This window comes from Nocardia sp. SYP-A9097 (assembly GCF_009649815.1).
In the GTDB taxonomy this organism is placed as follows: Bacteria; Actinomycetota; Actinomycetes; order Mycobacteriales; family Mycobacteriaceae; genus Nocardia.
In genome coordinates this window covers 62,080-88,267 of the sequence record NZ_WJIC01000014.1, presented here as the reverse complement: position 1 = coordinate 88,267, position 26,188 = coordinate 62,080, and the positions used below count along the sequence as shown (strand labels likewise).

28 protein-coding genes are annotated in these 26,188 nt (G+C 65.5%); 18 read left to right on the top strand and 10 right to left on the bottom strand.

The window, feature by feature from the left end; all coding sequences use genetic code 11:
- Positions 1-6: 6 nt before the first annotated feature.
- On the bottom strand, positions 7-1,095 hold the full coding sequence (locus GFY24_RS25705) for an ATP-binding protein (protein ID WP_228566668.1): 1,089 nt from the start codon (positions 1,093-1,095) through the stop codon (positions 7-9).
- A 41-nt stretch (positions 1,096-1,136) separates the two neighbouring features.
- Positions 1,137-2,033: an alpha/beta fold hydrolase gene (locus GFY24_RS25700; RefSeq protein ID WP_153807670.1), complete on the bottom strand. Its 897-nt coding sequence runs from the start codon at positions 2,031-2,033 to the stop codon at positions 1,137-1,139.
- A 156-nt stretch (positions 2,034-2,189) separates the two neighbouring features.
- On the opposite strand from GFY24_RS25700, the gene GFY24_RS25695 reads away from it, so the two are divergent.
- The 4 genes from GFY24_RS25695 to GFY24_RS25680 all read left to right on the top strand — a co-directional run bounded on the left by GFY24_RS25695 (position 2,190) and on the right by GFY24_RS25680 (position 8,331).
- Positions 2,190-3,452 carry a DUF445 family protein gene (locus tag GFY24_RS25695; RefSeq protein ID WP_309231324.1) on the top strand — a complete coding sequence of 421 codons (1,263 nt, stop codon included), beginning with the start codon at positions 2,190-2,192 and terminating at the stop codon, positions 3,450-3,452.
- A 107-nt stretch (positions 3,453-3,559) separates the two neighbouring features.
- Complete coding sequence (locus GFY24_RS25690; RefSeq protein ID WP_153807668.1) at positions 3,560-4,300, top strand: glutamine amidotransferase; 741 nt, start codon at positions 3,560-3,562, stop codon at positions 4,298-4,300.
- 53 nt (positions 4,301-4,353) lie between these two features.
- The gene (locus GFY24_RS25685; protein WP_309231323.1) at positions 4,354-5,889 is read left to right on the top strand and encodes a phosphatase PAP2 family protein; all 1,536 of its coding nucleotides are present in this window, start codon (positions 4,354-4,356) and stop codon (positions 5,887-5,889) included.
- A 177-nt stretch (positions 5,890-6,066) separates the two neighbouring features.
- Positions 6,067-8,331 (top strand): germacradienol/geosmin synthase, encoded by a 2,265-nt coding sequence (locus GFY24_RS25680; RefSeq protein WP_309231322.1) that lies wholly within the window; start codon positions 6,067-6,069, stop codon positions 8,329-8,331.
- A gap of 46 nt (positions 8,332-8,377) precedes the next feature.
- Here GFY24_RS25680 and GFY24_RS25675 read toward each other — a convergent pair whose 3' ends face one another.
- The gene (locus GFY24_RS25675) at positions 8,378-8,989 is read right to left on the bottom strand and encodes a dihydrofolate reductase family protein (RefSeq protein WP_153807667.1); all 612 of its coding nucleotides are present in this window, start codon (positions 8,987-8,989) and stop codon (positions 8,378-8,380) included.
- Positions 8,990-9,158: 169 nt separating this feature from the next.
- Complete coding sequence (locus GFY24_RS25670) at positions 9,159-10,154, bottom strand: polysaccharide deacetylase family protein (RefSeq protein ID WP_153807666.1); 996 nt, start codon at positions 10,152-10,154, stop codon at positions 9,159-9,161.
- A gap of 103 nt (positions 10,155-10,257) precedes the next feature.
- Between GFY24_RS25670 and GFY24_RS25665 the strand changes: the two genes are divergently transcribed.
- The 3 genes from GFY24_RS25665 (at position 10,258) to GFY24_RS25655 (ending at position 12,615) form a co-directional block, all read left to right on the top strand.
- Positions 10,258-11,601, top strand: a complete 1,344-nt coding sequence (locus GFY24_RS25665) for a putative glycoside hydrolase (RefSeq protein WP_309231321.1) — start codon at positions 10,258-10,260, stop codon at positions 11,599-11,601.
- A 103-nt stretch (positions 11,602-11,704) separates the two neighbouring features.
- On the top strand, positions 11,705-11,932 hold the full coding sequence (locus GFY24_RS25660) for a DUF1049 domain-containing protein (protein ID WP_153807664.1): 228 nt from the start codon (positions 11,705-11,707) through the stop codon (positions 11,930-11,932).
- Positions 11,933-11,940: 8 nt separating this feature from the next.
- Positions 11,941-12,615 carry a rhomboid-like protein gene (locus GFY24_RS25655; protein ID WP_153807663.1) on the top strand — a complete coding sequence of 225 codons (675 nt, stop codon included), beginning with the start codon at positions 11,941-11,943 and terminating at the stop codon, positions 12,613-12,615.
- Between the two features lie 29 nt (positions 12,616-12,644).
- On the opposite strand, the gene GFY24_RS25650 is transcribed toward GFY24_RS25655, so the two are convergent.
- Together GFY24_RS25650 and GFY24_RS25645 are read right to left on the bottom strand one after the other, a co-directional pair.
- Complete coding sequence (locus GFY24_RS25650) at positions 12,645-13,286, bottom strand: cysteine hydrolase family protein (protein WP_153807662.1); 642 nt, start codon at positions 13,284-13,286, stop codon at positions 12,645-12,647.
- A gap of 6 nt (positions 13,287-13,292) precedes the next feature.
- Positions 13,293-13,619, bottom strand: a complete 327-nt coding sequence (locus GFY24_RS25645; protein WP_153807661.1) for a hypothetical protein — start codon at positions 13,617-13,619, stop codon at positions 13,293-13,295.
- A 111-nt stretch (positions 13,620-13,730) separates the two neighbouring features.
- Here GFY24_RS25645 and GFY24_RS25640 point away from each other — a divergent pair, with 111 nt between their 5' ends.
- Together GFY24_RS25640 and GFY24_RS25635 are read left to right on the top strand one after the other, a co-directional pair.
- Positions 13,731-14,084: a helix-turn-helix domain-containing protein gene (locus GFY24_RS25640; protein ID WP_153807759.1), complete on the top strand. Its 354-nt coding sequence runs from the start codon at positions 13,731-13,733 to the stop codon at positions 14,082-14,084.
- Positions 14,085-14,108: 24 nt separating this feature from the next.
- Positions 14,109-14,999, top strand: a complete 891-nt coding sequence (locus GFY24_RS25635; protein ID WP_153807660.1) for an HAD family hydrolase — start codon at positions 14,109-14,111, stop codon at positions 14,997-14,999.
- Positions 15,000-15,071: 72 nt separating this feature from the next.
- Here GFY24_RS25635 and GFY24_RS25630 read toward each other — a convergent pair whose 3' ends face one another.
- The gene (locus GFY24_RS25630) at positions 15,072-15,362 is read right to left on the bottom strand and encodes a PDZ domain-containing protein (RefSeq protein ID WP_228566652.1); all 291 of its coding nucleotides are present in this window, start codon (positions 15,360-15,362) and stop codon (positions 15,072-15,074) included.
- A 12-nt stretch (positions 15,363-15,374) separates the two neighbouring features.
- Here GFY24_RS25630 and GFY24_RS25625 point away from each other — a divergent pair, with 12 nt between their 5' ends.
- A complete protein-coding gene (locus tag GFY24_RS25625; protein ID WP_309231320.1) occupies positions 15,375-15,971 on the top strand; it encodes an SDR family oxidoreductase in 597 nt (198 codons plus the stop codon).
- A gap of 187 nt (positions 15,972-16,158) precedes the next feature.
- On the opposite strand, the gene GFY24_RS25620 is transcribed toward GFY24_RS25625, so the two are convergent.
- Complete coding sequence (locus GFY24_RS25620) at positions 16,159-16,602, bottom strand: hypothetical protein (RefSeq protein WP_153807658.1); 444 nt, start codon at positions 16,600-16,602, stop codon at positions 16,159-16,161.
- Between the two features lie 191 nt (positions 16,603-16,793).
- Here GFY24_RS25620 and GFY24_RS25615 point away from each other — a divergent pair, with 191 nt between their 5' ends.
- Positions 16,794-17,354, top strand: a complete 561-nt coding sequence (locus GFY24_RS25615; protein ID WP_153807657.1) for a hypothetical protein — start codon at positions 16,794-16,796, stop codon at positions 17,352-17,354.
- A 12-nt stretch (positions 17,355-17,366) separates the two neighbouring features.
- On the opposite strand, the gene GFY24_RS25610 is transcribed toward GFY24_RS25615, so the two are convergent.
- Positions 17,367-18,164: a DUF1460 domain-containing protein gene (locus GFY24_RS25610; protein ID WP_309231319.1), complete on the bottom strand. Its 798-nt coding sequence runs from the start codon at positions 18,162-18,164 to the stop codon at positions 17,367-17,369.
- Between the two features lie 116 nt (positions 18,165-18,280).
- Here GFY24_RS25610 and GFY24_RS25605 point away from each other — a divergent pair, with 116 nt between their 5' ends.
- The 7 genes from GFY24_RS25605 (at position 18,281) to GFY24_RS25575 (ending at position 24,762) form a co-directional block, all read left to right on the top strand.
- Entirely contained in the window at positions 18,281-18,826 is a 546-nt protein-coding gene (locus tag GFY24_RS25605) for an NADPH-dependent F420 reductase (protein WP_153807656.1), read from the top strand.
- A gap of 25 nt (positions 18,827-18,851) precedes the next feature.
- Entirely contained in the window at positions 18,852-19,595 is a 744-nt protein-coding gene (locus tag GFY24_RS25600) for a hypothetical protein (RefSeq protein WP_153807655.1), read from the top strand.
- Between the two features lie 47 nt (positions 19,596-19,642).
- Complete coding sequence (locus GFY24_RS43435) at positions 19,643-20,824, top strand: cytochrome P450 (RefSeq protein ID WP_153807654.1); 1,182 nt, start codon at positions 19,643-19,645, stop codon at positions 20,822-20,824.
- Positions 20,825-20,988: 164 nt separating this feature from the next.
- The gene (locus tag GFY24_RS25590; protein ID WP_153807653.1) at positions 20,989-21,444 is read left to right on the top strand and encodes a hypothetical protein; all 456 of its coding nucleotides are present in this window, start codon (positions 20,989-20,991) and stop codon (positions 21,442-21,444) included.
- A 3-nt stretch (positions 21,445-21,447) separates the two neighbouring features.
- Complete coding sequence (locus GFY24_RS25585) at positions 21,448-22,005, top strand: ImmA/IrrE family metallo-endopeptidase (protein WP_153807652.1); 558 nt, start codon at positions 21,448-21,450, stop codon at positions 22,003-22,005.
- 4 nt (positions 22,006-22,009) lie between these two features.
- Positions 22,010-23,254 (top strand): MAB_1171c family putative transporter, encoded by a 1,245-nt coding sequence (locus tag GFY24_RS25580; protein WP_153807651.1) that lies wholly within the window; start codon positions 22,010-22,012, stop codon positions 23,252-23,254.
- Positions 23,255-23,715: 461 nt separating this feature from the next.
- A complete protein-coding gene (locus GFY24_RS25575) occupies positions 23,716-24,762 on the top strand; it encodes an alpha/beta hydrolase (RefSeq protein ID WP_375336101.1) in 1,047 nt (348 codons plus the stop codon).
- Here the strand turns inward: GFY24_RS25575 and GFY24_RS25570 are convergent, their stop codons facing one another.
- On the bottom strand, positions 24,763-26,154 hold the full coding sequence (locus tag GFY24_RS25570; protein ID WP_153807650.1) for an MFS transporter: 1,392 nt from the start codon (positions 26,152-26,154) through the stop codon (positions 24,763-24,765).
- Between the last annotated feature and the right edge of the window lie 34 nt (positions 26,155-26,188).

Genomic DNA, 26,188 nt, shown 5'->3' with positions numbered 1-26,188 from the left:
GTTCGATCAGAATGACGGCGTCGTCCACAGTGAACTGATCGGCAGGCAAGACAACCGATCGCCGAACGGGAGCTGTTGGTCCCCGCAGTACAGGACATAACCGGCATGAAAGCGGTCACCCAGACGAGTCTGCAGGATGCGCAGGGATCGGAAATCATCGGTACGAACGGTTTCGGAAGCCTTGACCTCGATACCGATAATGCGCCCCGCATTGTCTTCGAGAATGGCATCGACTTCATAGCCGTCGCGGTCGCGGTAGTGGTGGAGTCGGGCCATCGTCTGACTCCAGGTGGGTTGGAGGGTGAGCTCACCGAGGACGAAGGTTTCGATCATGCCGCCGTTCGCCGCGTCGTTGGTTATGCCGGTCAACAGATGAGCTGCCAGCCCGGAGTCGGTGAATACGAGTTTCGGGGTGGCGATGGCGCGGGCAGTGGCGTTCGCGGACCATGCCGGTATCGAATGGACCAGATAGACAACCTCGAGTAGGCCGATGTAAGTACGGACGGTGCTGGCTGGAATGCCCAGGTCAGACGCGAGTCGGCTGTAGTTGAGCAGACCGCCGCTCTGTGCGGCCAGCGCGGCGATCAGTCGTCGCATATCGGAAAGGCGCTGGATATCGGCGATCTGATGGACATCGCGGCTCATGATGTTGTCGAGATAGGACTTGAAGAATTGCGCGCGGCGGCGTGGCGTAGTTCGTTGGACGGCTTCGGGGTAGCCGCCACGGGAAGCCAACGCCAGGTAGTCACGGCGCCGCAGCTCGGTTGCCGCAGTGCGGATGTGATGCCCGAGCGTGAAGGCGGCATCAATGAATCCATCTGGCGTGCCATTGATTTCGCCCTGCGACAGCGGGAACAGCTCGATGGTCTCGGAGCGCCCGGGCAGCGCATCCGGCAGAGTGCTGAGGCCGAGCAGCCGGGCCGAGCCTGTCAATAGGAACCGTCCCGGACGTGGATCCCGATCGACGGAGTTCTTTATCGCCAGCCACAGATCCGGAACGCGTTGCGCCGCTGATCTGCCGACAGATGTGCCGCTGATCTGCCGACGGTTACGTCGCCGATCTGCCGGGCCGGGTAGACGCGAACCCGCGGCCATCATCGCCTTTGCGGTGGGATCACTGAATGTCACGCTGGGCGTTATTCGGTGCTGTCCGCCAATTCGATCAGGCGGGCGCGCACCAAATCGGGGCGTTCGTCGACGATGAAATGGCCGCAGCCGCTGACAGCTTCGAAGGTGTAGTCGTCGGCCTTCGCGGTGGCAGGATCGGCCATGGAGTAGTGCACGGCCACATCATCCATACCGAAGAGCACGCGAATGGGGATGGTTCCGCGTCGGCGCTCCGGGTTTCGGGCGGACTGGGGAATCTCCTTCAGCCAGAACGTCCGATAGGTGTCGGTCGCGGTTTGCGCGCATACCGGGTCGCGGAAGCGTTCGGAGAAGCTGCGCACCACCTCGCGGCTCACCGCGGAGTGATCGCTGATGCTCTTGTTGATCGCCCATTCCAGGAATCCGGTGCGCTGCTGCACCGGCTTCCCCGCGATGGCGATCAGTGGCTGATAGGTCAGGAATCGCCAAAGATTGCGTATCACAACGGATTTGGGCACCCATGGGTGCGCCATATTCATGGCCAGGTATCCGGAGAACCGCTCCGGCTCCCGCAAGATCATCCGATACCCGATGAACGCGCCCCAGTCGTGACCGCCGAGCACGGCCCGTTCGATACCCATCTCATCGAGCAGTGCGAACAGGTCCGAGGCCACATCATCCTTGGCCCACCGATGCGGCGCGGGCCCTGACCACCCGTACCCGGGCAGGTCCGGCACGATAATGCGCAGTCCCGCGGGCGGATTCGCCAGCAGATCCCGATACGCGTAATGGTGCTGCGGCCATCCGTGCAGCAGCACCACCGGTCGCCCATCCTCCGGCCCGGCCTCGGTCACATGGAACCGCACGCCCCGAGCCGATATGAACGACCGCCGCACCCCGGGAATCGCGGGCGGTTGGGATGCGGCGGCACTGCCGAATTCAGCCATGGCTTCACGATATCCACGGTATGGACGGTTCGCGTCGTACCACGGAAGGAGTCGCGGCGGCTATCTTCCGGCAGCGTGGTTCGGGGTCAGCGGACAGGCCGCGCCCGATGGGGAAAATTGCCCGTGTTCAGGTCTTCGGGGCCGTACCCTCAGATCGTGTGGCTCAAGCTGATCACCATTCCACTGTTCACCGGGGTCATCGGCTATGTCACCAACTGGACCGGCATTCTCATGCTGTTCGAGCCGATCCGGTTCCACGGGTTCCGGTTGCCGGGGTTGCGCTGGGTGTTCCCGTATCTGCCGCGGCGCATTCAGGTGCTGCCGTTGCTCTCCGATGACGGGCGGGTCGGCTGGCAGGGGATCGTGCCGTCGCGGGCGGAGAAGATGTCCAGCATTGCCGTCGACAAGGGGCTGTCCAAGCTGGGCAGCATGTCCGACTTCTATCGGGAGCTCGATCCGGACAGCATTGCCGAACAGTTGGTTACGCTCACGCGCCCACAGGTTCCGGCGATAGTGGCGCGGATTCTGGAGCGCCGGAATCCGCAATTGTGGTTCAACCTGCCCGAATCCGCGCGGGAGCTGGTGTATCGCCGGGTCGCGGAGCAATTGCCTGTCAGCGCCCGGGCGATCACCGATGCCATCGGTGATCATATCGAGGAATTGATCGACCCCAAGTGGATGACCATCCGGCATCTCACCGCCAATCCGCGGCTGATCAATCGCATCTTCCGCGAAATCGCCGCGGACGAACTGCGATTCATGAGGAACTTCGGGTTCTACTTCGGCTTCCCGATGGGTTTCGTACTCGTCGCCATCCTGTATTTCTTCCCGTACTGGTGGGTGCTGCCGCTGGGCGGGGTGGTGATCGGGTACATCGTGAACTGGGTCGGCATCACCATGATCTATGAACCGCTGCATCCGAAATGGTGGGTGCCGTGGCGGCAGGGGCTGATGCTGAAGCGCCGCAATGAGATCGCCGATGGGTACGCGGAAATTATTGCGGGCGAGGTCATGACACCGGCGAACCTGGCTCGCGAACTCCTGGCGGGCCCGCGCGCGGATCGCACCACCGCCATGCTCGACTCCATTCTGGGCGCATCGATCGACGAGGCGGTTGGCCATGCCAAACCGGCGGTGCGCTTCTCGCTGGGCCGCTCCGGCTATGACCGCCTCAAATCCGATGCCACCCCCGAGATTCTGTCGCTGGCCCAGACCGCCTTCGCGGACCCCACCTTCCTCTCGTCGCAGACCGTCCGCATCCGCGATTTCGTCGCCACCCAGATGCGCACCCTGGACCGCCGCGACTTCGTGGATCTATTGCGCTCGGCCACCCGCCAGGACGAATGGCTGCTGTTCGTGCACGGTGCGGCCCTCGGCGTGGTCGGCGGCCTGATCCATCTGGCGATCTTCGGGGCGTGACCGGCGGCCTAACCGGTGACAGAATGGCCGCACCGCTCGCAACCAACTTCAGCTTGCCCAGTGGACTTCCCAGTTTTCCGGTGGCCGGGTATTCCATAATCGGAGCCATGCCCAAGCCCTGCGTACTACTGCAGTTGCGCCCGGAGACCGCCGCCGCCGATGACGAGTACGACGCCGTGCTGCGCATGGGCGGGCTCGCACCGGGCGATCTGATTCGGGTGCAGATGGATCGCGAGTTCCCGGATCTGACGCTGGACGATTTCTCCGCGGTCATCGTGGGCGGCGGGCCCAGCAATGTCAGCAATCCGGAGGAACGCAAATACGACTACCAGCGCGAATTCGAACCGAAACTGCGCAAACTGCTGAATGAGATTGTAGCGCGGGACTTTCCGTATCTCGGCGCCTGCTACGGCCTGAGCATTCTGGCCGATGTGCTCGGCGGGCGGGTCAGCGAGGAGCGCTACGGCGAGACCGTCGGGGCCACCAGTATCGAACTCACCGCGCAGGCCCGGCAGGATCCGCTGCTGGCGGACCTGCCGCAATCCTTTCGCGCCTTCGTGGGACATAAGGAGGCGTGTCAGGAGGTCCCGCCCGGTGCGGTGCTGCTGGCGGATTCGGCGGGCTGCCCGGTGCAGATGGTGCGGGTCGGCGAACACGTGTACGCCACCCAATTCCATCCCGAACTCGACGGCGACGGACTGGCACTGCGCATCGAAATCTATCGCAACGCAGGCTATTTCGATCCGGAGGAGGCCGATCTGCTGACCGAACTCGGTCATCGCGAATCGGTGCCGATACCCGCGGAGATTCTGCGCCGCTTCATGCACCGGTATTACCTGGACCGGTGAGTGCGCCGCTCGCGCAAGGTCATTCGTCTCTCGCACCCGGTAGGTTCATTGGCGTGAGTGCGTGGTTCGGACGAAAGTTCCAGCGGGTAGGCAATTTCGACAAGGCCGTCAATGGCGCGGTGGCGCGGATACCGGTGACGGTGGCCGATCGCGGCATATTGCGATTGACCCACACCGCCGATCGTGGCGTGCTGTGGGCGGGTATCGCGGTCCTGCTCGCCAGCCGTCAGGGCGCGACCCGCCGCGCGGCCCTGCGCGGGGTCATCTCCGTCGCGGGCGCCAGCCTGACCGTCAATGTACTGCTCAAATCCCTGTTCGCCCGCCGCCGGCCGGCCGCCGAGGCGCTGCCCTCGGCCCGGCGAGCCATCCGTTTTCCGTCCTCGTCATCGTTCCCCTCCGGGCACAGCGCCTCGGCCGCGGCCTTCGCGACGGCGGTCGCGCTGGAGAGTCCCCGCACCGCATTGATCGTGGCCCCGCTGGCGGCGACGGTCGCCTACTCGCGCGTGCATACCGGGGTGCACTGGCCCTCGGACGTATTCGTCGGCGCGGCAGTCGGTTCCGGTGTCGCGCTGGCCACCCGGCGCTGGTGGCCGGTGCGCACCTCCGATGAGGCCGCGGCACACCTGGTGCGCGAGGCACCCACCATGGTGGACGGCAAAGGGCTTGTCGTACTGGTGAATCCGGTCTCCGGTGCGGCGGATTACGACCCGTATGACGATGTGGTCGCCGCGCTTCCGGCTGCCATTGTGCATCGCACCGAACCCGGCCGGGACTGCGTCGAACACCTGGAGACGCTGCTGGCGGAGGTCACCGGGACCGCCGAGGTGCTCGCGGTCGGCGCGGCGGGCGGTGACGGCACCATTGCCGCGGCCGCCACCGTGGCGCTGACGCACAACCTGCCGCTGGTGGTCATTCCCACCGGCACGCTCAATCACTTCGCCCGCGATCTCGGCGTCTACGACCTGCTGGAGGTGGTCGACTCCACCGGTGCCGGCGAGGCCGTCGCGGTCGATATCGCGAGCGTGGAATTGGAGACCGCCACCGGTACGCGTACCCATCACCTGATCAATACCGCGAGCCTCGGCGCGTATCCGGATCTGGTGCGGCTGCGCGAGAAATGGCAGGGCCGCTGGGGGAAGTGGCCGGCCTTCGCGGTCGCGCTGATCATTATGCTGCGGCGTGCTGAGCCGATTCGGATTCGCTTCGAAGGCCGTTGGCACGATGTGTGGTTCGTGTTCGTCGGCAACGGTCCGTACCACCCGCACGGTGCGGTCCCGGCCTTCCGTTCTCGACTCGATGCCGGGCTGTTGGATGTGCGCTGGCTGCGCGCCGATATCCGGTTCTCCCGCACCCGGGCGGTGCTCGCGCTGTCGCTGGCCGCCATCGGACGCAGCAAGGTCTACGGCGAAACCCAGGTGCCCGAGCTCACCGTGCATCTGAACGAACCCGAGGCCGTGGCCGCGGACGGTGAGGTGCTGTCGGAGGCCATTCGGGTGCACTTCGCGGTGGCCGGGCAGGTCACCGCCTACCGCCGTGACGAATCCAACCCGCGCTGGGCGAATCGGCCCCGGCCGCACCACCGCCGATAGCGCGGCCCGGGTGCGCAATCGCCGATTCCCGTGAAAGTTGGCCGCGCCGGCCGTACCGTAGACGGGGGCAGAAACCCTGCCGCACAGGAGCTTCCGCTGGTCGTAGGTCCAGTGCTCTTCGCTCCGCCCGCAATTGGAAACAAAGCGTTTTGGTCGAGGACTCCAGGGGGTTGTGCCGTGCAGCCGTTCGAACTTCCCGATTTCTACATGCCCTATCCGGCTCGGCTCAATCCGCATCTGGAGCAGGCCCGGGCGCACACCCGCGAATGGGCCGCGCAGATGGGGTTCTTCGAACCGCAGCAGGGCCATCACATCTGGGATGAGAGCGATCTCGAGCGCCATGACTACGGGCTGCTCTGCGCCTACACGCATCCCGACTGCGATGGTGCCGAGCTGGATCTCATAACCGACTGGTACGTCTGGGTCTTCTACTTCGACGACCACTTCCTCGAGCTCTACAAACGCACCCGCGATATTGCCGGGGCGCGCGAATACCTGGAGCGGCTACGCGAATTCATGCCGCTCACCGGGATCGATATGCCCGAGCCGACCAATCCGGTGGAACGCGGGCTGGCCGATCTGTGGCCGCGCACCGTGCCCAGCATGTCCCTGGATTGGCGGCGGCGTTTCGCCACCACCACCCAGGCACTGCTGGAGGAGTCGCGGTGGGAGCTGAACAATATCGCCGAGGGCCGCGTCGCCAATCCGATCGAGTACATCGAAATGCGCCGCAAGGTCGGCGGTGCGCCCTGGTCGGCCAATCTGGTCGAGCATGCCGTACACGCCGAGGTACCCGCCGAACTCGCGCCCACCCGGCCGCTGCGGGTGCTCTGCGATACCTTCGCCGACGCCGTGCACCTGCGCAATGACATCTTCTCGTATGAGCGGGAAGTGCGGCAGGAGGGCGAGAATGCCAATGGCATCCTGGTCATGGAGCGATTCCTGGATGTGGATACGCAGTCGGCCGCGGAGATCGTGAATGATCTGCTCACCTCGCGGGTGCAGCAGTTCGAGTACACCGCGCTCACCGAATTACCGCTGCTGTTCGCCGAATACGGGGTGAGCCCGGCCGAGCAGGGCGATGTGTCGCTGTACGCCAAGGGATTACAGGATTGGCAGTCCGGCGGGCATGAATGGCATCTGCGGTCCAGCCGGTATATGAACAAGGGGAGCCGCAAGAGCGCTGCTCACCCGCTGCTCGCGGCGTTCGCGCCCGCCGGGCTGGGGATGTCGGCACTGCGGATTACGCCGGGGAGTCTGGGGCTCGAGCGATTCGCGCGGTTCGCGCATCAACCGTACGAACCGGTCGGTGCGACTCCGCTGCCGGAGATCTATATGCCCTTCGAGCTCCGGCTCAATCCACTACTGGACAGCGCCCGCGAGAACATCGTCACCTGGGCCCGCGAAATGGGCATGCTCGCAGCCGTTCCGGGGCTGCCGTCGAATATCTGGAGCGAAGCGGACCTGCGCGACTTCGACTTCGCGCTCTGCTCTTCGGGATTGGACCCCGACGCCACCGCCGCCGAACTGGATCTGGCCACCTGCTGGCTCGCCTGGGGCACCTATGTGGACGACTACTATCCGGCGGCCTTCTTCCCGACGCGCAATATTATCGGCGCGAAGGTCCAGGGCCGCCGGTTCCAGGAGTTCATGCCGATCGACGGGCCCGCCGCCGCGACGCCCGCCAATCCGCTCGAACTCGGCCTGCTCGATCTGTGGACCCGCACCACCGCGCCCCTGGATACCGAGCAGCGGCACGAATTCCGCAGGGCCGTACAGAGTTTCCTCACCGCCTGCGAATGGGAGGTGCTCAACCACACCCTGCACCGCATTCCCGACCCCATCGACTATGTCGAAATGCGCCGCGACACCTTCGGCTCCGACCTCACCAAGGCGCTGTCCGGGCTCTCGCACGGCAATCTGGTGCCGCCGCAGGTCTATCGCACCCAGACCATCTCGAATCTGGAGAACACCGCCGCCGACTACGCCGTCCTGCTCAACGACCTGTTCTCCTATCAGAAGGAGACCGAGTTCGAGGGCGACTTCCACAATGGCGTCAGCGTGATCCGCAATTTCCTCGGCTGCGACCGCGACCGCGCCGTCACCCTGGTCAACGACCTGATGACCGCTCGCCTGGAGCAATTCGAGCGCGTAGTGTCGCGCGAACTCCCCACCCTGTACGAGGAGTACAACCTCGACGAATCCGTCCGCCGAGTCCTGGACCAGCGCGCCGCCGAACTCCAAGACTGGATGGCCGGAATCCTGAACTGGCACACCAATTGTCGCCGCTACCAGGAACCCCAACTACTCCAACGCTTCCGCCCCCAACCCCCCGCCCCCGAACCCCGCCCGAGCCTCCCTTTCCTCCGGCCGACCGGCCTGGGCACCCACGCCCTGCGAATCGGCGCGGGCCGCAACACATCCGAGGTCACCACCGGGTGACGCACCGGTTCTTGGCTGGGAGATATTGCAGCGCAGCGGGTCTCGGCTAGCGGGACTTGGGCTGATTCGCGAGGGCCTGCTCGTAGCCGCCCTCGGGGGCGTGGTCGTCGGAGGTGTAGACCAGGTGCAGGACGCCGGTGGTGAAGGTTTCGGCGGAGAGCAGGCGCAGTGGGATGGCGTTGCCCTCGTTCCAGAGGCGCAGGCCCTGACGCAGGGCGATGGGGTGCACCAGTAGGTGCAGTTCGTCGAGCAGGCCGGCGGCCAGGAGTTGGCGCACGATGGATGGGGAGCCGCTCATGGCGATGTCGGTTTCGCCGGGCTCCTGCTTGAGCGCGGTCACAGCCTCGATCAGGTCACCTTGGAGCTGCTCGGAATTGCGCCAGGGGAGATCGAGTTCCTGGTGTGATACGACGATCTTGCGGGCATCGCCCAGTGATTTCGCCATGCCCGCATCCTCGCCGCCCGCGTTCTCGCGGTCCGGCCAGGCGGCGGCGAAAGTGTCATAGGTGACGCGGCCGAGCAGCAGGGTGTCGGCGGTCGCGAGCTGTGCGCCGACGGCCTCGCCCATCTGGTCGTTGAAGTAGGGGAAGTGCCAGTCCTGCGGCTCGCCGATGACGCCGTCGACCGAAATGAACAGTCCCGCAGTAATTTTCCGCATAATGTGCTCCCGTGTAGTTGGCGGTGTTACCCATATGGACGGGGTGCCTCGCCGGAATTAATCGGTGCGGGCCGGAGCATTGCTCACCAGCCGAGACGGGCGCGGCCGTCGTGCTCGAGGCGGTAGGAACTCGCTTCGCGCGCGGCCGACCTTAGGGACGAACCGGTGCTCAGTATGGGGCCGACTGTGGCGACCAGCGCGCGGTGAGTTCGCCGGAAAGGGTGCGGGGGAAGGATATTCGGGCCGGATCGCCGTCGCTGGTGTAGCGGCGCTCCGGATGTTCGGCGAGCTGATCGAGCCAGTAGACGGAGTCGAACGGGACCGGCGCGCGTCCCGATCGGATGCGGGGGATGGCGGCGGGATCGAGTGCGCCGTACGGCGAAGGTGCCGGTTCCGCGCCGACCAGCAGGACCGCGTCGAAGGTGTAGGGGGTGCCGTCCCAGCTGCCGGCGGTGGCGAGTGTGCGATCGACCGGTGAAATACCAAGGGGCAGAGCCATTGTCCGGACCGGTTGATTCGGCACTGCGGCGGCGATGGCACGCAGGTTCTGCACGAATTCACGCTGTACGCCGGTGCTGTCCAGGCGGGCCAGGTTGGCGTGGGTGGCGGTGTGCGCGCCGATCTCGTAGCCGTGTGCGACCAGCCAGGGTAGTGCCCGCGGATCATTCGCGAAAGGCTCGTTGTTGACGAAGAACGTTGCGGTGGAACCGAATTCGGGATGCCGGGCGCGGAAATCCTCCAGTATCGCGATGGCGGTGTCCGGCGCGGGGTTGCCCTCGGTGGTGAAGGTCAGCTGGCTGATGGTCGAATCGTCGAAGGTGAGGACGACCGGATGGGTGCCGGCGGGCAGATCGATCGTGCCGGAGACGTAGCGGGACACGGTGATCGGCCGGTAGTTCTCGCGCAGCAGTCGATCCAATTCGGCCCGGAACTTGTCCGGGGTCTGATCGTAGTCACCGGCCGGAGCGGGCGAGAGCTGGTGGTACATCAGGATCGGGACGACGCCGAGTTCATTCGCGCCGACGGCGGCCGGATCGGGCGGTGGGGTCGTGGCGCCCACCGGCCGGGCGGTGGGGACTGTCGCTTCGTGCTCCGGTGCGGCGCAGGCGGGGGCGAATATGAGCAGTGCCGCGGTGATCACCCGCAGGCCCACGATCTTGGCCATTGTCGAACTCTACTGTCCGCCAACCCGTCTCGGATGAGAGTCGGAAATCCCGTCCGCACGGTGCGCGGACAGCGGATAGTTGGGGGAATTCGAGTGAGAGTTGGTGTGGGCGTTGCTGAAGCGGGTCCCGGCTGCCGGGCGGCGACGACTGGTAGTCGTCGCCACGGCAGTGGTGATTGTCGTGGCCGGTCTGATCATCGGTTTCCTGCGAATCGATCCCGGGGCGCGGACCGCCGCGGCGGTCATACCGCTCGCCTTGGAGGTGACCCAGCCCGCGCCGGTCACCTCACTGCACGCGCCGATCACCGTGCGCGGCAGGGCGATCGGGGCCAAGCACCTCACCGTCGCCGGGCAGGCCGTCACGCCCGCCGCCGACGGGAGCTTCGAGGTCACGCTGGCGCGCCTGACCGCCGGGGTCGCCGTGGTGGCCACCGACGCCGACGGCAAGACCGTCACCCAGCCGATCACCGTCCGGGCCGAGGTGCCGCGGATTCGGGCCGTACACGTCACCGCGTACGCCTGGGCCTATGAACCCATGCGCGAGGATGTGCTGAATATGGCGCGCGAGGGGCGGATAGACACCGTTCAACTCGATATCAAGGATGAGGACGGTGTCGTCGGCTACGACTCGCAGGTACCGCTGGCCCGGGAATCCGGTGCCTCGGCGCGTATCTACAACGCCGGTGAAGCGCTGAAGACCCTGCACGACATGGGAATTCGAGTGGTCGGCCGGATTGTCGCCTTCCGTGATAGCACCATGGCCGAATGGGCTTGGCATGCCGGGCATCCCGACTGGGTGATTCAGAATCCCGGTGGCGGGCCGTATGCCAGTAATTATGGTTCGATCGCGTTCACGAACTTCGCGAGCCCCGAAATACGCCGATACAATATCGATCTCGCGACCGAGGCGGCCGGACTGGGCTTCGATGAGATCATGTACGACTACATTCGCAGGCCGGACGGGTCGCTCTCCAGCATGGTGTTCCCGGGGCTCGTCGATGCGCCGACGGTTTCCATCGCCGAATTCCTGCGGGAGAGTCGCGATCCGGTGCGCGCCGCCGGGGCCTTTCAGAGCGCGGCGGTCTTCGGGATAGCGGCCACCCGGCCCGATGAGATCGCGCAGGATATTCCGCTGATGGCGCGTCAACTCGACTATGTCGCGCCGATGCTTTATCCCTCGCATTGGAATCCGGGTGAATACGATGTGGCGAGCCCGAACTCGCAGCCTTACGACATCGTCTTCCGGTCACTCCAGGATTTCCAGCGTCAGGTGGAGGGGACCGAGGCCAAGGTCATCCCGTGGTTGCAGGACTTCAGTTTGGGCGTGAATTATGGCGATGCCCAGGTCCGCGCCCAGGTGGATGCGGCTGCCGCGGTGGGTATCGCGAGCTTCTTCCTCTGGAATGCGGCCGTGCACTACCACTCCGGTGCGCTCGATCCGGCCTGATCGGTCGACTCGCCTGGGTGGATGATCGGGTTTTCCCATGTCGCGGGGGATAGTTGGACGGTAGTTTCACCGACCGGTCGGCATCTTCCCGTGAGGAGTGAGCATGAGCAGCCCCGAAAAGCGGTCCCTCCTGTCCCGCATCACCCCGACCCAGTGGGTGGCGGTCGCGCTCACCATTCTGGCGATCCTGTTCGTGGTCGAGAACCGTGGCAAGGTCTCGATCGAATTCCTGCTCATCACCATTCGTTCGCCGATGTGGCTGGTGCTGCTGGTGCTGTTCGTGGTGGGCTGGCTCGCTGGGCTGCTCACCGCCCGGCAGCGCCGGCGCTAGAACTAGGCATGTCCGAGACCCAGCGCGAGCGTTCGACCGCTGGCCTGCACGCGGTCTGGGCCTATCTGCGCAGTGCGCCCGGCACCTATATCTGGCTCGCCATGCTGCTGGCGAGCACCATTTTCCTGAGTCATCTGTCGCCGCATGCCCAGGAGATCTTCCTGGGCAATCGTTCGACGAACCTGCATCACCTGCAGGAAGATCCGATTCGAGTCCTGATCGCCAGCGCGTTCTGGCTCGCGGGCGGCGGCTGGCCGGTGTACGCGGTCGCCTACACGGTGTTTCACGCGCAGGCCGAACGCTGGCTGGGCACGCTGCGCTGGTTGGCCGTGCTGCTCATCGCGCATATCGGCGCGACCTATGTCAGCGAGGGGGTGCTGCTGTGGGCGATCCGGAATGGGCATGCTCCGCAATCCGCGGTACACACCCTCGATTACGGGGTGAGCTATGCGTTGGCGGGCATTGTTGCGGTGCTGGCCTATCACCTGGTTCGGCCGTGGCGCTGGGTCTATATCGCCGGAGTCGTCGTCTTCTACGGTGTTCCGCTGCTGATCGCTCAAACCTTCACCGCCGTAGGGCATTTCACCGCCGTGTTGCTCGGCTTCGCCTGCTATCCGCTGACTCGATCCCGCTCCGCGCCTTGGGATCCGGCAGCCTCGCAGCTGTTCTCGCGATTCCGCTGAGGATGGCCTGGAGTCCAGGCCATCCCGAATCAGCCGCGGTTCATCAGTTTGATCAGCGTGGCGGTATCGGTCGTGCGCGACCCGCCGGCGAAAGCCAAAGTGGCATAGGCGCGTTCGGCGGCCTCCTGATGTCCCGCGCCGCAGGCGTCGGTGACCATGATCGGGAGGTAGCCGAGATCGGTGGCATGCCGCACGGTGGGGTCGATACCGACCTCCAGGGCGATGCCAGCGATAGCGAACGAGTCGATTCCCAAGTCCCGCAACGCGATATCGAGTGGCGTGGCGGCGAAGGCGGACATGGTGATCTTGTCGAAGACCACCTCGTTCGGCCCCGGCTCCAGTTCGGGCACCAGCTGATACTGCGGTGAGCCCTGCGGGAACGGCGCGTGCACCTGGCTCGGATCGTCCACCCGCTGCCACTCCATCGCGGTGCGCAATTGCGAAACACCGGCCGCTGCTACCGGAATCGACATGTGCCGGGTGTAGAACACCCGAAACCCCTTCTCCCGCGCCACATCCCGGAGCCGCACACAAGCTTCGGTGATCCGCTCCCCGTCCGGTATCTGCCGCACGATCCCGACCTGCATGTCATAGATGATCAGCGCCATCCGACCCGGATCGCACGCATCCTCGATGGTCTGCGGAATGGTCAGTCCGTACGCGTATCGCATATCGCCTCACTTGGTCCGGTCGTAGGGTTCGGCGACGTCGACGGAGACATCCATCAGCGCCTCCAGTGGCAGCGGTGCCGTCACCGGCACGTAAGTCCACTCCAGGAAACCCTTCTTGGTCAGCGGGAAATCGTCGATGTACCGCTTGGCTTCGTCGACGCTCTCCACCTCGAACACGATCACCACCCCCGGCTCATCGGCCCGCGCGTAGTTCTCCCGCACGATCCCGGCCTTCCACAGCCGCCACACATTCGCGACCTCCTCGGGTAGGAAGGGAGTGATGGTCTCCAGTGTGACACCCGGCTTGAATCGATCAAAAGTGATGACCTTCATGAGTTTTCGACTCCGTGTTCGCAGTTCCGATGCATCCGTACGCAGTCCATGCAAACCCGATGATTACATTCTTACAAGTACTCACTTTCCGGTAAGCACCCCGAGGTGACCATGCCCGCCAAGCGCTACCACTGCCCCGTAGAAGTAACCGTCGACCTCATCGGTGGCAAATGGAAACCGGTAATCCTCGCCCACCTGAAGGAGGGAACCCACCGCTACGGCGAACTCCGCCGCCGCATGCCCACCACCAGCGAAAAAATGCTCATCCAACAACTCCGAGAACTCGAATCCGACGGCCTCGTCCGCCGCACCCCCACCCCCACCACCCCACCCCAGGTCGACTACGCCCTCACCGAAGAAGGCTGGACCCTGGTCCCAGTCCTCACCGCCCTCTACGAATGGGGCCGAACCCGCAGCGCCCGAACCGGACTCACCCTGGAGACCATCGCCCCACAAGCCAACTGAGGCGGCTCTGTCAGAATGCACGTCATGAGCGTGGCGAGCGCGGGCCTGGTCGTCTGGGATGTCGACGGCACCCTGATTCCAGCCGACCTACGTTGGCTCCGCAGGGCTGTCGCTCGCACATACGGCATCTCGGAAGCCGAGGTCGTCTTTCCCGCAGCGCGCGTACACGGCTACACCGATGAGTCCATCGTCGTGGATACCGCGCTCGCCTCCGGCATTCCGGTAGAAACCGCCGAACGCGGAGTCGAGCAGTTCCATGACCAATTGGCCCACGTCATGGCCGAGGGCGAGGCCGAGCTGGCACGTGACCAGCCCGCGTATCCGGGTGCGGCAGAAACGATTTCGGCTTTGAACAAGCACGGATTGATTCAAACCGTCCTGACCGGAAACCTGCGTTCGGCAGCAGAGGTCAAGCTCCGCGTCGCGGGACTGGACGACCACCTGGATCTGGAAATCGGCGCATTCGGATCCGACGCCCGAGACCGATTCGACCTCCCCGCCGTGATTTCCCAACGGTTCCCCGGCAAGTACGGCCAATCCCTGGACCCGGCACGAACCGTAATCATCGGCGATGCCCCCAATGACATCGCCTGCGCCAGGCACGCAGGCTTCCACGTCATAGTGGTTGCTCATCGCGCAAGTCGCGAGGAGCTGACTCAATCCTCGCCGGACGCGATTGTTGAAGCGCTGGAAGCGGATGCGGTGGTCGCGAAGGTCGAATCAGTGCTCTCTTGCGCACCACGGCGCAGCTTCCACATGTCCGAGATCGCACGGGCACATCACATGCGTGACGAGCCGCTCGCCACTGTCGCGATGCTCGACCGGGCACAGCAGGAGTCGCCCGATACCTCGGCTTTTCGCTGTTCGCGCGATCGGCCGTGCCCGACCTTGTCGAAAACGGCGGTGCGACAGTAAGATCCACCGCCGAACGCCTCGCCGCAGTACTCGGTTTGGAGATCTGACGGCGGCAGAGGTCTGGACATCAGATCAAGTGGATTCCCGGCTGGACCGTAGTCGGAGGGGGTTCTTGTCGGAGTCATTTGGGGTCGGATCGATTGGGAGCGTGTGGTTTTCGTCGACGCCGCGGGTGAGGGAGATCCGCAGGGGGGTGTCGGTTGAGAGGGCGATGTGTAGTGCGTCGATCGAGCGCAGGTGATGGCCGTTGGCCTCGGTGAGGACGTCGCCGGTTCGGATTCCGGCTTTTTCGGCTGGGGAGCCGGGGGTGATTTCGCGGACCAGGAGGCCGGGGATCGGCGGGAGGCCGACTGCTTGGCGCATTCGGATTGACAGGTGGGCCGGGGCCAAAGTCATTCCGAGGGTGGGGGAGTCGGCGGCATCGACATCTTGGTCAACAATGCCGCTGGTCTGGGTGCGGACGGCTGGACCACAGCCACCGCGGAAGACTGGCTAACCCTCTACAACACCAATGTCGCCTCGGCGGTCCGCCTGATCCAGGCCCTGACCCCCGCCATGCGAAATGCCAAGTGGGGCCGCGTAATCCAAATAGGCAGCGCCGCCAACCCCAACCCCCTACCCATGCGAGCCGCCTACAGCGCCGCCAAAGCAGCCCTGGCCAACCTCACCGTCAGCCTCTCGAAAGAACTGTCCGCCACCGGAATAACGGTGAACACCATCAGCCCCGGCCCAGTCCTCCTCGACGCCTTCCTCGACTTCGCCCGATCATTCGGCCGCTCCCACGGCCTGGGCGAAGACGCGGAAGCCGCCACCCGAGCCCTCCTCAACGGCCCCCGCACCAACCCCTCCGACCGCCTCGTCGCCCCCGCCGAAATCGCCACCCTGACCGCATTCCTGGCCAGCCCCCTCGCCGCCTCCATCAACGGCGCAAACCTCCGCATGGACGGCGGCATGGTCCCCACCGTCAACTAACCCCGCACCCTCACCCGAATCTTCAAGATGGTGTCGACATTGAGCGCTGACTGGTGAGGTTCTTCGCGTGATGTCGCTTATGAATTCGGGGCTCCCGCGAACAAGGACAAAACGACAAACACCAACACCAACACCCTCCAGTGGGGCCGAAACGGGGATGTGGCCCAGTGGAATACGCCGCGCGATCTTATGGGACCAGCAGGTACCACTCGAGGAACGGGCCCTGGAGGGGCCAGGTGTTCACGATGAACTTGGCCGGGCCCATTCCTACCCAGAGGTCGACTGTCACGGTGTTGCCGGGCGTCGCATCGGTGTGGATGTATACATCTTGGGATCGCCCGCCGGCGGAACCCAACCAGCCCAGTACGACGTGGTTGCCGCACGGGCCGTGCTGGTATCCGTACGGGGTCACATGTGCGAGTACATGGCCGGGGAGTTGGGGTGTGGCTTCGAGCGCGACACCGATTGCGCCGGTGCAGAAATTCGCGTCGCCGAAGGTGTAGAGGGTGGTGCCGAAGGGCGTCCACTGCGGTAGGGGGTCCGCTTGCGCGGGGGGTGCGCCCAGTCCGCACAGCAGCGCGCTGATCGTTGCCGAGATTACGATTACTGCCGCCGAAACCCGCACGGTCATCAGCCGATGTCCTTCCCGCGGAACAACACTCGCGGCGGCGCTGCCGACTTCAGCCAGGTTTGAACAGTATGCGCTCCGGGCGGCGACATCGGTGTCGAGATGGACGTGAAGCTCCGCTGTCGGCGGGGCGCGGTAGCTTGCGCTCGTTGATGGAGACAGGGAGTTTCGCGATGGGGTTCTGTTCCAATTGGATGCTGTTTCGTGCCACCACGCCGGAGGCGGCATGTGATGCACTCGGGGTGCGGCGCAGCGGGATTCGCTCGAAGTCACCGAAGCCGGTCTTGTGCGGTGTGGTGCGGCCGGAGGGCGCGTATCTGGTGGTTGAGGATCGTGCCGTCGGAATGCTCGAAGGCACATGGGATTTGACGGGACTGTCGGGTGGTCGTGAAATTGTTGCCGCCGCGGAGATCGACGGGGTCGGGCACAGCGAGGTATCGGTGTGGCGCGATGGGCGCAAGGTTTGGGGAATCGTGTCGCCGGTCGACGACTTCCGGCCGCGGCTTTCCGGCTGCGTCCCTGCCGAGATTCTGGCGGAGTTGCAGTACGAGGAGTATCTGGAATACATCGAATCGAAGGGGTGGACGGACGATTCGGATGATTGGGAGGACGACTTCGACGAGGTCGACTGGTTCAATCCGATACTTCGCCTGGCGGCGGACCTGACGGGATACGTCTGCGGAAGTCCGCTCGCCGCAACGGAAGAAGAACCCTTCGAGATTCTCGAATCGATCGTGGCCTCGACGGCCGTCTGACGATGCAGCGGTCTAGTGCGGGCGCAGGACTATCAGGCCGGGGGTGGTGGCGACGTAGTCGGTGAGGGGGGTGTCGACTACCTGGTAGGCGGAGAGGGAGGTGGCGTTGCGGAAGATTGGGCCGGTGGGGGTCGAGATGAAGATTCCTACGTGGGATACGTCGAGGCCGGGTTGGTCGGCGTAGGCGGCTATGTAGTCGCCGGTGCGGAGTTGGGAGATGACCGCGTCGTTGACCGCGTTGGCGGGGATGTAGGTGATGTTGCGGTCTACGGCGGGGAGGCCGGGGAGGTATGCCGTGCCGTCGGATTTGGTGTTGAGGTGTTTGGGGACGGTGATGGCGGCGGGGGTGAGGGTGGCGGTGATGTCTTCGGCTGCGGTGCGGGAGGTGGTGGCCCAGTCGGTGAAGAAGTGTTTGCGGTGCAGGAAGTCGACTGTGGCGTTGGTGTAGCGGGTTTCGGTGAGGTTGGTGAGGAAGTCGTCGCGGGTGGTGGAGCGGGAGAGGGCTTCCACGTAGTCCAGGAGGGTGAAGCAGTCGACTCGGCGGAGGTCGACGACGAGTTCCTCAGGCACGGTGGCGGAGCCGACCAGCATGTTCGCGCCGTAGGGGGTGCCCAGGAAGTGAGCCGAGAGTTGGTTGATCACCTCGCCTTTGGTGAGAGCGCCGGCGGCCTGCCGGACGGCGAGGAGTTCGTCGAGTTTGCTCGCCGTGGCATCGTCGATCGACGGGGTCGCGAGTGCGGTCGGACCGAGCAGTCCGGCACCGCCCACCAAGACCAGTAGGACGAGCAGTATGCGAGCGATGGTGCGCACGTCGCCTCCACGGAAAGAGCTGATCGGTGAACAGATTCGCGTCCCACCGTAGCGGGGGCCGGACCGGTCAGGAATCGAGAAGCGCCGGATACCCGCCTCGACCTAGCGTTATTGCCATGTGCAGCATTCATTTACAGGGTCCGAGATTCCTGGCCGGCGCCGGGCCGAAAGCGAGTGTCGCGGTGATTGGGACCGGGCGGGTCGGACGAGCGCTGGGGTTCGCGCTCGCTTCGAAGGGGCACTGCGTTGTCTACGGGTCGCGGACACCGGGACGGGACAGTTTCAGCATCGCGGACGCGGTGATCGGCGGGGATGCCGTGCTGGTTGCCATTCCACCGCGGGCCGTCGCCGACTTCGCGCGAGACAATGCGCGGGCGCTGGCGGGCAAACTGGTGCTCGACGCCACCGATAATGTGACGGGTACGCCGGCGAAAGCCGCAGCGACCTTCGCCGAATTCGCTCCGACCTGCCGGTATGTGGCGCTCGGCAGCCTCGGCGCGGAGATCTTCGAGGATCCCGTAGTGGATGGCGCGCCGGCCGAGCTGTCCTTCTCCTGTGTGGAACAGGACCGCGCCGAGGTGGCGGAGCTCATCGCGGATATCGGGCTGCGGCCGATCTACGCCGACCCGGTGACCTGCGGGAATTACCCCCGGCGTGCATGACGCGCCGCGCCGAACATAATGCAGCATGGGTATTTTCCGGCCGAGCTGCCCGGTGGGGGCACTGGAACGGCTCTGGGTCGAGGAGATGATGAGCTGGTGCGCAGCGCAATTCGGCTCGCGCACGCTGCGCACACCCGCGATCCTGCCGACCGCCGACTTCTTCCCGGACCCGTACTCCGGGACCGAACCACAGGTCCGCGCACTGGTCGACAGTGTGGGCAGATATATGGGCGTCGGCCGCGATCGCGTTGTGGTGGAAGTGAATTCGGGCGGTGACCCACTGCCGGAGGGCATGGCGTTCCTGGAGGGCACCGCACACGGCGAGGCCGGCCACTACCGCGTGGAGCACGGCCGCGCGGTGGTCTCACTCGATATGGGCCGGCTGCGTTCGCAGGTCACCCTGGTCGCGGCCATCGCACACGAACTGGCACATGAACGACTGCTGGGTGAGCGGCGCATAGACCGCGATCGGCACGATGGTGAGCAGCTCACCGATCTCGCGACCGTGTACCTGGGCCTCGGCATCTTCAATGCCAATGCGGCACTGCAGTTCTCGCAGAATCAGCGCGGCTGGCGATCACAGCGCCTGGGCTATCTGTCCCAGCCCATGTTCGGCTACGCGCTGGCCTGCTGGGCCGTCATGCGCGGTGACGCGAAACCGGCGTGGGTCAGACATCTGGACACCAACCCGCGCGTGTACATGAAGCAGAGCCTGCGCTACCTGCGCGCCAACCCCGACGCCCTGCCCGATTGGCGCGCCACACTGTAACCCTCACCGATCGAGACCCGTTGGGCCGCTTGGGCGATGATGGTCGGGTGCAGAACATCTTCGATGCGGAATTCGCGCGCGAACCGTGGCCGGTGCTGCGCTCACTGCGCGCGGCCGGGGGCGCACATCGAGTGGCGACACCGGATGGTCCACCGGCCTGGCTGATCACCCGCTACGCGGATGTGCGGGCCGGACTGCTCGACGAGCGCTTGTCGACCAACCTCCGGTACAGCCGGGGGAGCGACTATCGGGGTTTCGCCGTTCCGAAACCTCTCGACGTATTCCAGACCGGTGAGCCCGCGCGCATGCGCAGCCTGATCGTCGGTGAACTCCGGTTGGCGGGCGACTGGTCCGATCGGGCGGCCGGGCTGATCGGCAAGAGCCTGGCCGCACTGGACGGCACCCGCGAATTCGATTTCGTCGAACGGGTGGCGCTGCCGCTCCCCGCGGTGATCCTCGGTGAATTGCTGGGATTGCATGAGTCCGAACAGGATTCGCTGTCCGCCTGGGCGCAGGCCACCCTCGCGCCCGGTGCGAGCCCGCGAGCCCGGGACACACTGGGTGCGATGCAGCGGATCATCAACGCCGTCATCACCGAAGGCCGCGACGGCCGGGCCGACACCATGCTCGGCCGCCTGGTGCGCTCCGAAATCGCAGGTGCCACATCGGAATCCGGTGAACTGCCCGGACTGCTCTTCTACCTGCTGTTCGTCTGGTACGAGGTGCTGATGGATGTGCTCGCCGGTGCCGTGTTCACCTTCTCGGACCGGCCCGAACAGCTCGAGGCAATGCTGACGGCCCCGGATCGATCGATCGCCGTGGACGAGCTGCTGCGGTTCCTGTCCCCGCAGGTGCTGGCCGGTCCGCGCTTCGCCGTCACCGATCTGGAAATCGCCGGGCAGACAATCGAAGCGGGACAGACGGTGCTGCTCTGCCTGGCCTCGGCCAACCATGATCCGGAAAGGTTCACCGGCACCGCGACATCGAGCGGCATGCTCGAACTGGATGTGCGGCGCGACCCCAATCCGCATGTGGCGCTGGGGCATGGCGCGCACGTCTGTGTCGGAGCCGGTCTGCTGCGCCCGGTGCTCGCCTCGGTCCTCGGGGAGATCTACACCCACTGGCCGAATCTCCGTGCCACTATTGCCGATTCGAGTATCGGATGGCGTTCGGGATTCCGGCATCGCGGCCCGCTCACCCTGCCGGTGCGGCCGGAGAGTCCCCGATGAATGGGGCGAACATCTTCGGTCGCCCCATCCTGACTTCGCGGCCCGACACGATCCGGCCGATGCCCTCCCCTTCTGGGACAGCGGCTTCGGTGTACCGTCACGAAGTACGGACGAGTATATGATCAGCATCACCGCGACTGTCAACTGCAGGAGACAAGATCAGAATGGTTGCCGCGCAACAGCATCCGTTCACCAGCGCGCTCAATACGCTGATCGCCGGTATGCATCCCCCCGTGACCAGGGACGGCCGTGAAGTGGAGATCACCCACCGGGCGCTGGCGGAGAATATTCAAAGCACCACCGGGGCCTGCCTTTCGGCGAATTATCTGTGGAAGTTGCGCACCGGGCAGACGGTGAACCCGTCCTTCGAAACCCTCGAGGCGCTGCGCGGCTACTTCGGCCTGGACAGTCTCGACCCGCTGACCAATCCGGAACTCGCCGTCGCGCGCGGCCGGGAACTCGCATTGATCAACGCGCTCAAGGGAACCGCCGATACCGCAGCCCTGGAACTCGTGCTGCGTGACGGTCTGGCGCACGGTACCGTGCGGGCCGAGACCGTGGCCGCCATGCTTGATGTGCTGCGGCGGATCGAGGCCGAGCACTACGGGAAAGACTTGTGAGCCATGCGGATCGCGGTCTGGGAGGGTTCGCGGGATGAGCATCCGATGATGGATCATCGACGCCTGCGGCGCGAACTGCGCACGCTCGGGCTACCCGGCCGATTCACGGTCGCGGAGCTGGCCGAGGCGCTGGCGCGCAAGCGCGGGCGACCGCTGCGACTGCGGCCGGAGCCGTTCGCGGTGGCCGGTCTCTCCGGCGGACTATTGGTGACACGGGATATCGATTTCCTTGCCTACCAGAGCAATACCAGCGAACTGCATCAGGATCACATCGTCTGCCACGAGTTCGGGCACCTGCTCGCCGGGCATGAACCGGTCACGGTCACCGGACAGGACGCGTTGCGACTGCTCGCACCGAATATCGACCCGGCCGTGGTGCGCCGCATGCTGGGCCGCACCTGCTCGGCGGAGCGGGAGGAGCAGGAGGCCGAGCGTATCGCGGATCTGCTTATGGCACACCACATTACGCGCTGGACGCCGCGCGCGGAATGGGTGTTGCCGGTGAACGCGCCCGCCGACATCCGCAGCCTGCTCGATACACTCGGACCCGGAATCGACTGATCACGTGCATTTCGCTCTGATTTACGGAAGTGTCGGTGTACTCGCCCTCCTGGTATTCGCCTGGCGGCTGCTATTGGCGCTGCGCGGTACCCGGATCGCCTCACGCTGGGCGGTCGCCGTCGCCATCGCCTGTGCGGCAATAGGTTTCGAGGCGGCCGTACCGCAGGTGTACGAGTGGATCGGCCGGGTCAGCGGCAGCCCGAATCTGGCGACGCTGATCGTCTACTCGGCGGTTACCACCGCCACGCTGGCACAGCTGGTCTGGACGACCTACCTGGTCGCGCCGGAGGTGGTCGGGAGTGCGGCGGAACTGTCCGACACCGCCGCAACAGTCGAGAACTCCACCGTGGCGGGCCCGAATATCAACGGGCGCAAGGTCATGCTGGTAAATCTGGTCGTCGTGCTGGTCATGGCCGGACTCTTCTTCGCCGCGCCGGTGCACGATGAATCGCACGCTACCGACTTCGACTATCACTACGCGACCGTTCCGCTGGTCGACCTGTTCCTGGGCATCTACCTGTGCGCCTATACCCTCGCCCTACTGCACATTGTGCTGCTCTGCCGCACCTGGATTCCACTCGTGCGCGAACAGTGCTGGCTGCAAAGGGGTTTGGTGCTGCTGGTCACCGGTTCGGTGATCGCGATCGGCTACAGCATCGGCAAGACCGTCGCCCTCGTCGCGGCCTGGGCCGGAGTCTCGGCCCGGCAACTGAATATGGAGATCGCGCCCGCCTTCGCCAGCGCCGGTGCGGCCATCATGCTGCTCGGGTACCTGTGCCCGTCCCTGCTGCCGCAGGCGATGGCCGCGGTGCAGCGCGCCCGCGCACTACCCAGACTGCGTCCGCTGTGGCTGGCGTTGCGTGAAGCGGCTCCGGAGGTGGGCGCGGCGGCCCCGGCGGCTCGGCGTCCTACCAGGGATCGGCTGTACCGCCGCGTGATCGAGATCCGGGACGCACTGCTCCTGCTGCAACCGCACCTTAGCCCCGAAATCACCGCGCGCGCAGCGGAAGTCGCGAATCGGTTACAGGTTCCCGCCGCCGAGCGCGAGGCGACCATCGAGGCGGCCCGCATAGCGCTCGCGCTACGTGCGCACCGGAGCGGCGTCACTCCGATCGATCGCGGTGAGACTTTCCGCCGCCCCGCCCGCCCCACCTTCCTGGGCGAACTTACCTGGCTGGGAGCGGTTTCCAGCGCCTACCGCAAGTATCTCGCGAGCGCGGATTCGGTTCTCGATACAACCCGCACCTGACGAAATCGCTTGTTACCGCTATTCTTTCCGATGCGGGCGTGGTGTTCGATATCCCCTTCATCGAACACCACGACCGTCCAAAGTTCTTGGACCCCAGTATGTTCCGGTCCGGAGAACCCTCTTGGGTGATGGTTTCGCGGTTGTGCACACGGCCGGCGCCGAGACCCTTTCGGGCTGCTGCCCGATGAAGGCATCCGTACGGCCTGGAAGTGTGCATAGCATTCGCCGCGTCACACTCGCGGTCGCTGCCTGACGACCGGTATGCCGACCCGCCCGGCGCGAGCGGGCGCGCGCCGCCCGTATGTCTCCTGTGCGACAGGACGCCGAAATGTGCCGTTTGCCGGGAACTGCAATACTGTCCGCGCTACCGCCCGTGCCGCACCCATCGCGGCACGGGCGGCGGCGACAATCGGTAGTTTTCACCGCCGTGCGGACAGCACGGTGGCGCAGGAGAAGTAGGGCTGGACGTGCGTTTTCGCTCGATCATTGGTAGCGCGGCGGTATTGCTGTTATTGGGTGTCTTCGCCCTGACCGCTGCCGCCGAGCCGTTCCTGCCCATGGCCGCCGCCGACCCGGAGGCGAGCGCACCCGCCGCTTCGGGCGATGCGCACATCGTGAATATCCACGTCGACGATGACCGGCACTGGGTAATCACCGTCTACTCCGCCGCCATGAACAGCGAATTCGCGGTCGAGGTGCAGCGTCCCGCCGATACCTCGGTACCGCGACCGGTCCTGTATCTGCTCAGCGGTGGCAGTGGCGGCAAGGGCCCCGGCTCCTGGGACCGGCAGACCCATGCGACCGACTTCCTCGCGGACAAGCAGGTCAATGTCGTCCAGCCGATCGGCGGCGCGGCCTCCTACTACGCGGACTGGCGCTCACCCGATCCCCGCCTGGGCGTCGTGAAGTGGAAGACCTACCTCACCGAGGAACTACCCCCGCTGATCGATCAGGCCCTGGGCGCCAACGGCCGCAATGCCATCGCCGGCGTATCGATGTCCGGTACCTCGGTGCTGCAACTCCCGATCGCCAAGCCCGGCCTCTACAACGCGGTCGCCGCCTACAGCGGCTGCGCCCAGATAGCCGATCCCCTCGGCCAGGCTTACGTCCGTCTGACGGTCGCCTACAGCGCGGGCGATGCCGCCAATATGTACGGCCCGCCCGGCGACCCCATGTGGGCCGCCAACGACCCCTACCTGCACGCGGAAGCCCTGCGCGGCCTGGACCTCTACCTCTCCAGCGGCAACGGCCTCCCCGGACCCTACGACAAATCCGGCGGACGCGGCCTGGTCGGCGCGGGCCCCGGAGCCCTCGCCAACCAGGTCCTGGTCGGCGGCATCATCGAAGCCGCCACCGACCAGTGCACCCGAACCATGGCCGCCCGCCTGAGCGACCTGGACATCCCCGCCACGGTCAACCTCCGCCCCTACGGCACCCACTCCTGGGGCTACTGGGACGACGAACTGGCGGCCTCCTGGCCGACTCTCGCGCACGGCCTCGGGTTGTAATCAGCCCTGCGTGACGGTGACCGCGGGTTGCGGCGCGCGATCCGCCGCGCGCTGCGGTGTTCGGCGCATCAGGATCGGGACGAGCATCGCGCCGAGCAGACCGACCACGCCACTGACGGCGAGGGTCAGCTGAACTCCTCCGACCGTGCTGTCGGGGTGGGTGAAGAGTCCACCGAGAGTGGCTATTCCGAGGGCGAAGGTGAGCTGCTGTGCGGTATTCAACGCACCGGTGGCCATTCCGGCGCGTTTCCAGGGGACCGCGGAGACCGCCGCGGAGCTGAGGGTGGCGGTGGCCAGGCCCACCCCCGCGCCGACGATCAGGAACCCGGGAATCAGTGCGGGCCAACTTGCTTCGCCGTGAACGAGGAGAGCCCCGATAATCCCGCCGAGGCCGATGGCGGCGAGCCCGGTGCCGATAATGCGGGCGGGACGGTCGCCGTGCAGATACTTTCCCAGCAGGCCGGAGACCAGGAATGCCATGAGGGACAGTGGAAGTCCCACCGCACCCGCGGCGATCGGGCTCAGCCCGAGCACCGACTGCATCCAGATTTGGGTGTACATGAGCGCGGCAAACGCGGCGAAATACAGCATCGCGCCCGCTGTCAGCACACCCACGAAGGAGCGGTCACGCAGCAGAGCCAGATCGAGTATCGGTTGGCGTGAACGCTTTTCGATCAGCACGAAGGCGGCCAGTGCGACAACCGCGCCGAGCAGCAACCACCAAGTGACCGCATTCGACCAGCCGTGCTCATTGGCGCGGATGAGCGCGTAGGTGGCCGTGGCCGCACTCGCGGTGAAGACCACCATCCCCGCGATATCGATCCGATTGCGCTGTGCGCGTTCATCTTCGGTGAGTACCGCAAGACACAGCGCGATGGCCAGCACGCTGAACGGCAGATTGACGAAGAAGATCCACCGCCAGGAGGCGACCTCGGTGAGCAGCCCGCCGATAATCGGTCCGATGGCGGAGGACGCACCCGCGACCGCACCCCACACGCCATATGCCGTACCGCGATCGCGACCGGCGTAGGCCGCGTTCAAGAGCGCGAAAGTGGTGCAGGACATGGTCGCCGCACCCACCCCCTGCACAATGCGGGCCGCGATCAGCACCTGCGGATTCGGCGCAAGACCGCACACCAGTGAAGCCGCCGCGAACAAGCCCAGCCCGGCCAGATAGGTGCGCCGATGCCCGACCAGGTCGGCGATCGAGCCCGCACCCAGCATGAGCGCCGCCATTGCGAGGGCGTACCCGTCGACGACCCACTGCAGTGCGCCGAACGACGCGTTCAAATCGGTGCGCATATCGGGTAGCGCGACGTTCACGATGGTGACGTCGATCAGCAGCATGAAGGTGCCCAGGCACACCGTCAGCAGCGGTAACCATTTACGCAATGCCGTTGTCCTCTCGAAGCGAATGTGAGGCGTC

What these genes read in the sequence shown, in the direction of transcription:
- GFY24_RS25640 (WP_153807759.1), top strand. Translation starts at nt 13,731, where the DNA reads ATGCCCGCCAAGCGCTACCACTGCCCCGTAGAAGTAACCGTCGACCTC.
- GFY24_RS25660 (WP_153807664.1), top strand. Translation starts at nt 11,705, where the DNA reads ATGAGCAGCCCCGAAAAGCGGTCCCTCCTGTCCCGCATCACCCCGACC.
- GFY24_RS25635 (WP_153807660.1), top strand. Translation starts at nt 14,109, where the DNA reads ATGAGCGTGGCGAGCGCGGGCCTGGTCGTCTGGGATGTCGACGGCACC.
- GFY24_RS25655 (WP_153807663.1), top strand. Translation starts at nt 11,941, where the DNA reads ATGTCCGAGACCCAGCGCGAGCGTTCGACCGCTGGCCTGCACGCGGTC.
- GFY24_RS25620 (WP_153807658.1), bottom strand. Translation starts at nt 16,602, where the DNA reads ATGACCGTGCGGGTTTCGGCGGCAGTAATCGTAATCTCGGCAACGATC.
- GFY24_RS25650 (WP_153807662.1), bottom strand. Translation starts at nt 13,286, where the DNA reads ATGCGATACGCGTACGGACTGACCATTCCGCAGACCATCGAGGATGCG.
- GFY24_RS25700 (WP_153807670.1), bottom strand. Translation starts at nt 2,033, where the DNA reads ATGGCTGAATTCGGCAGTGCCGCCGCATCCCAACCGCCCGCGATTCCC.
- GFY24_RS25670 (WP_153807666.1), bottom strand. Translation starts at nt 10,154, where the DNA reads ATGGCCAAGATCGTGGGCCTGCGGGTGATCACCGCGGCACTGCTCATA.
- GFY24_RS25615 (WP_153807657.1), top strand. Translation starts at nt 16,794, where the DNA reads ATGCTGTTTCGTGCCACCACGCCGGAGGCGGCATGTGATGCACTCGGG.
- GFY24_RS25630 (WP_228566652.1), bottom strand. Translation starts at nt 15,362, where the DNA reads ATGCGCCAAGCAGTCGGCCTCCCGCCGATCCCCGGCCTCCTGGTCCGC.
- GFY24_RS25705 (WP_228566668.1), bottom strand. Translation starts at nt 1,095, where the DNA reads ATGGCCGCGGGTTCGCGTCTACCCGGCCCGGCAGATCGGCGACGTAAC.
- GFY24_RS25690 (WP_153807668.1), top strand. Translation starts at nt 3,560, where the DNA reads ATGCCCAAGCCCTGCGTACTACTGCAGTTGCGCCCGGAGACCGCCGCC.
- GFY24_RS25605 (WP_153807656.1), top strand. Translation starts at nt 18,281, where the DNA reads ATGTGCAGCATTCATTTACAGGGTCCGAGATTCCTGGCCGGCGCCGGG.
- GFY24_RS25600 (WP_153807655.1), top strand. Translation starts at nt 18,852, where the DNA reads ATGGGTATTTTCCGGCCGAGCTGCCCGGTGGGGGCACTGGAACGGCTC.
- GFY24_RS25645 (WP_153807661.1), bottom strand. Translation starts at nt 13,619, where the DNA reads ATGAAGGTCATCACTTTTGATCGATTCAAGCCGGGTGTCACACTGGAG.
- GFY24_RS25585 (WP_153807652.1), top strand. Translation starts at nt 21,448, where the DNA reads ATGCGGATCGCGGTCTGGGAGGGTTCGCGGGATGAGCATCCGATGATG.
- GFY24_RS25590 (WP_153807653.1), top strand. Translation starts at nt 20,989, where the DNA reads ATGGTTGCCGCGCAACAGCATCCGTTCACCAGCGCGCTCAATACGCTG.
- GFY24_RS25675 (WP_153807667.1), bottom strand. Translation starts at nt 8,989, where the DNA reads ATGCGGAAAATTACTGCGGGACTGTTCATTTCGGTCGACGGCGTCATC.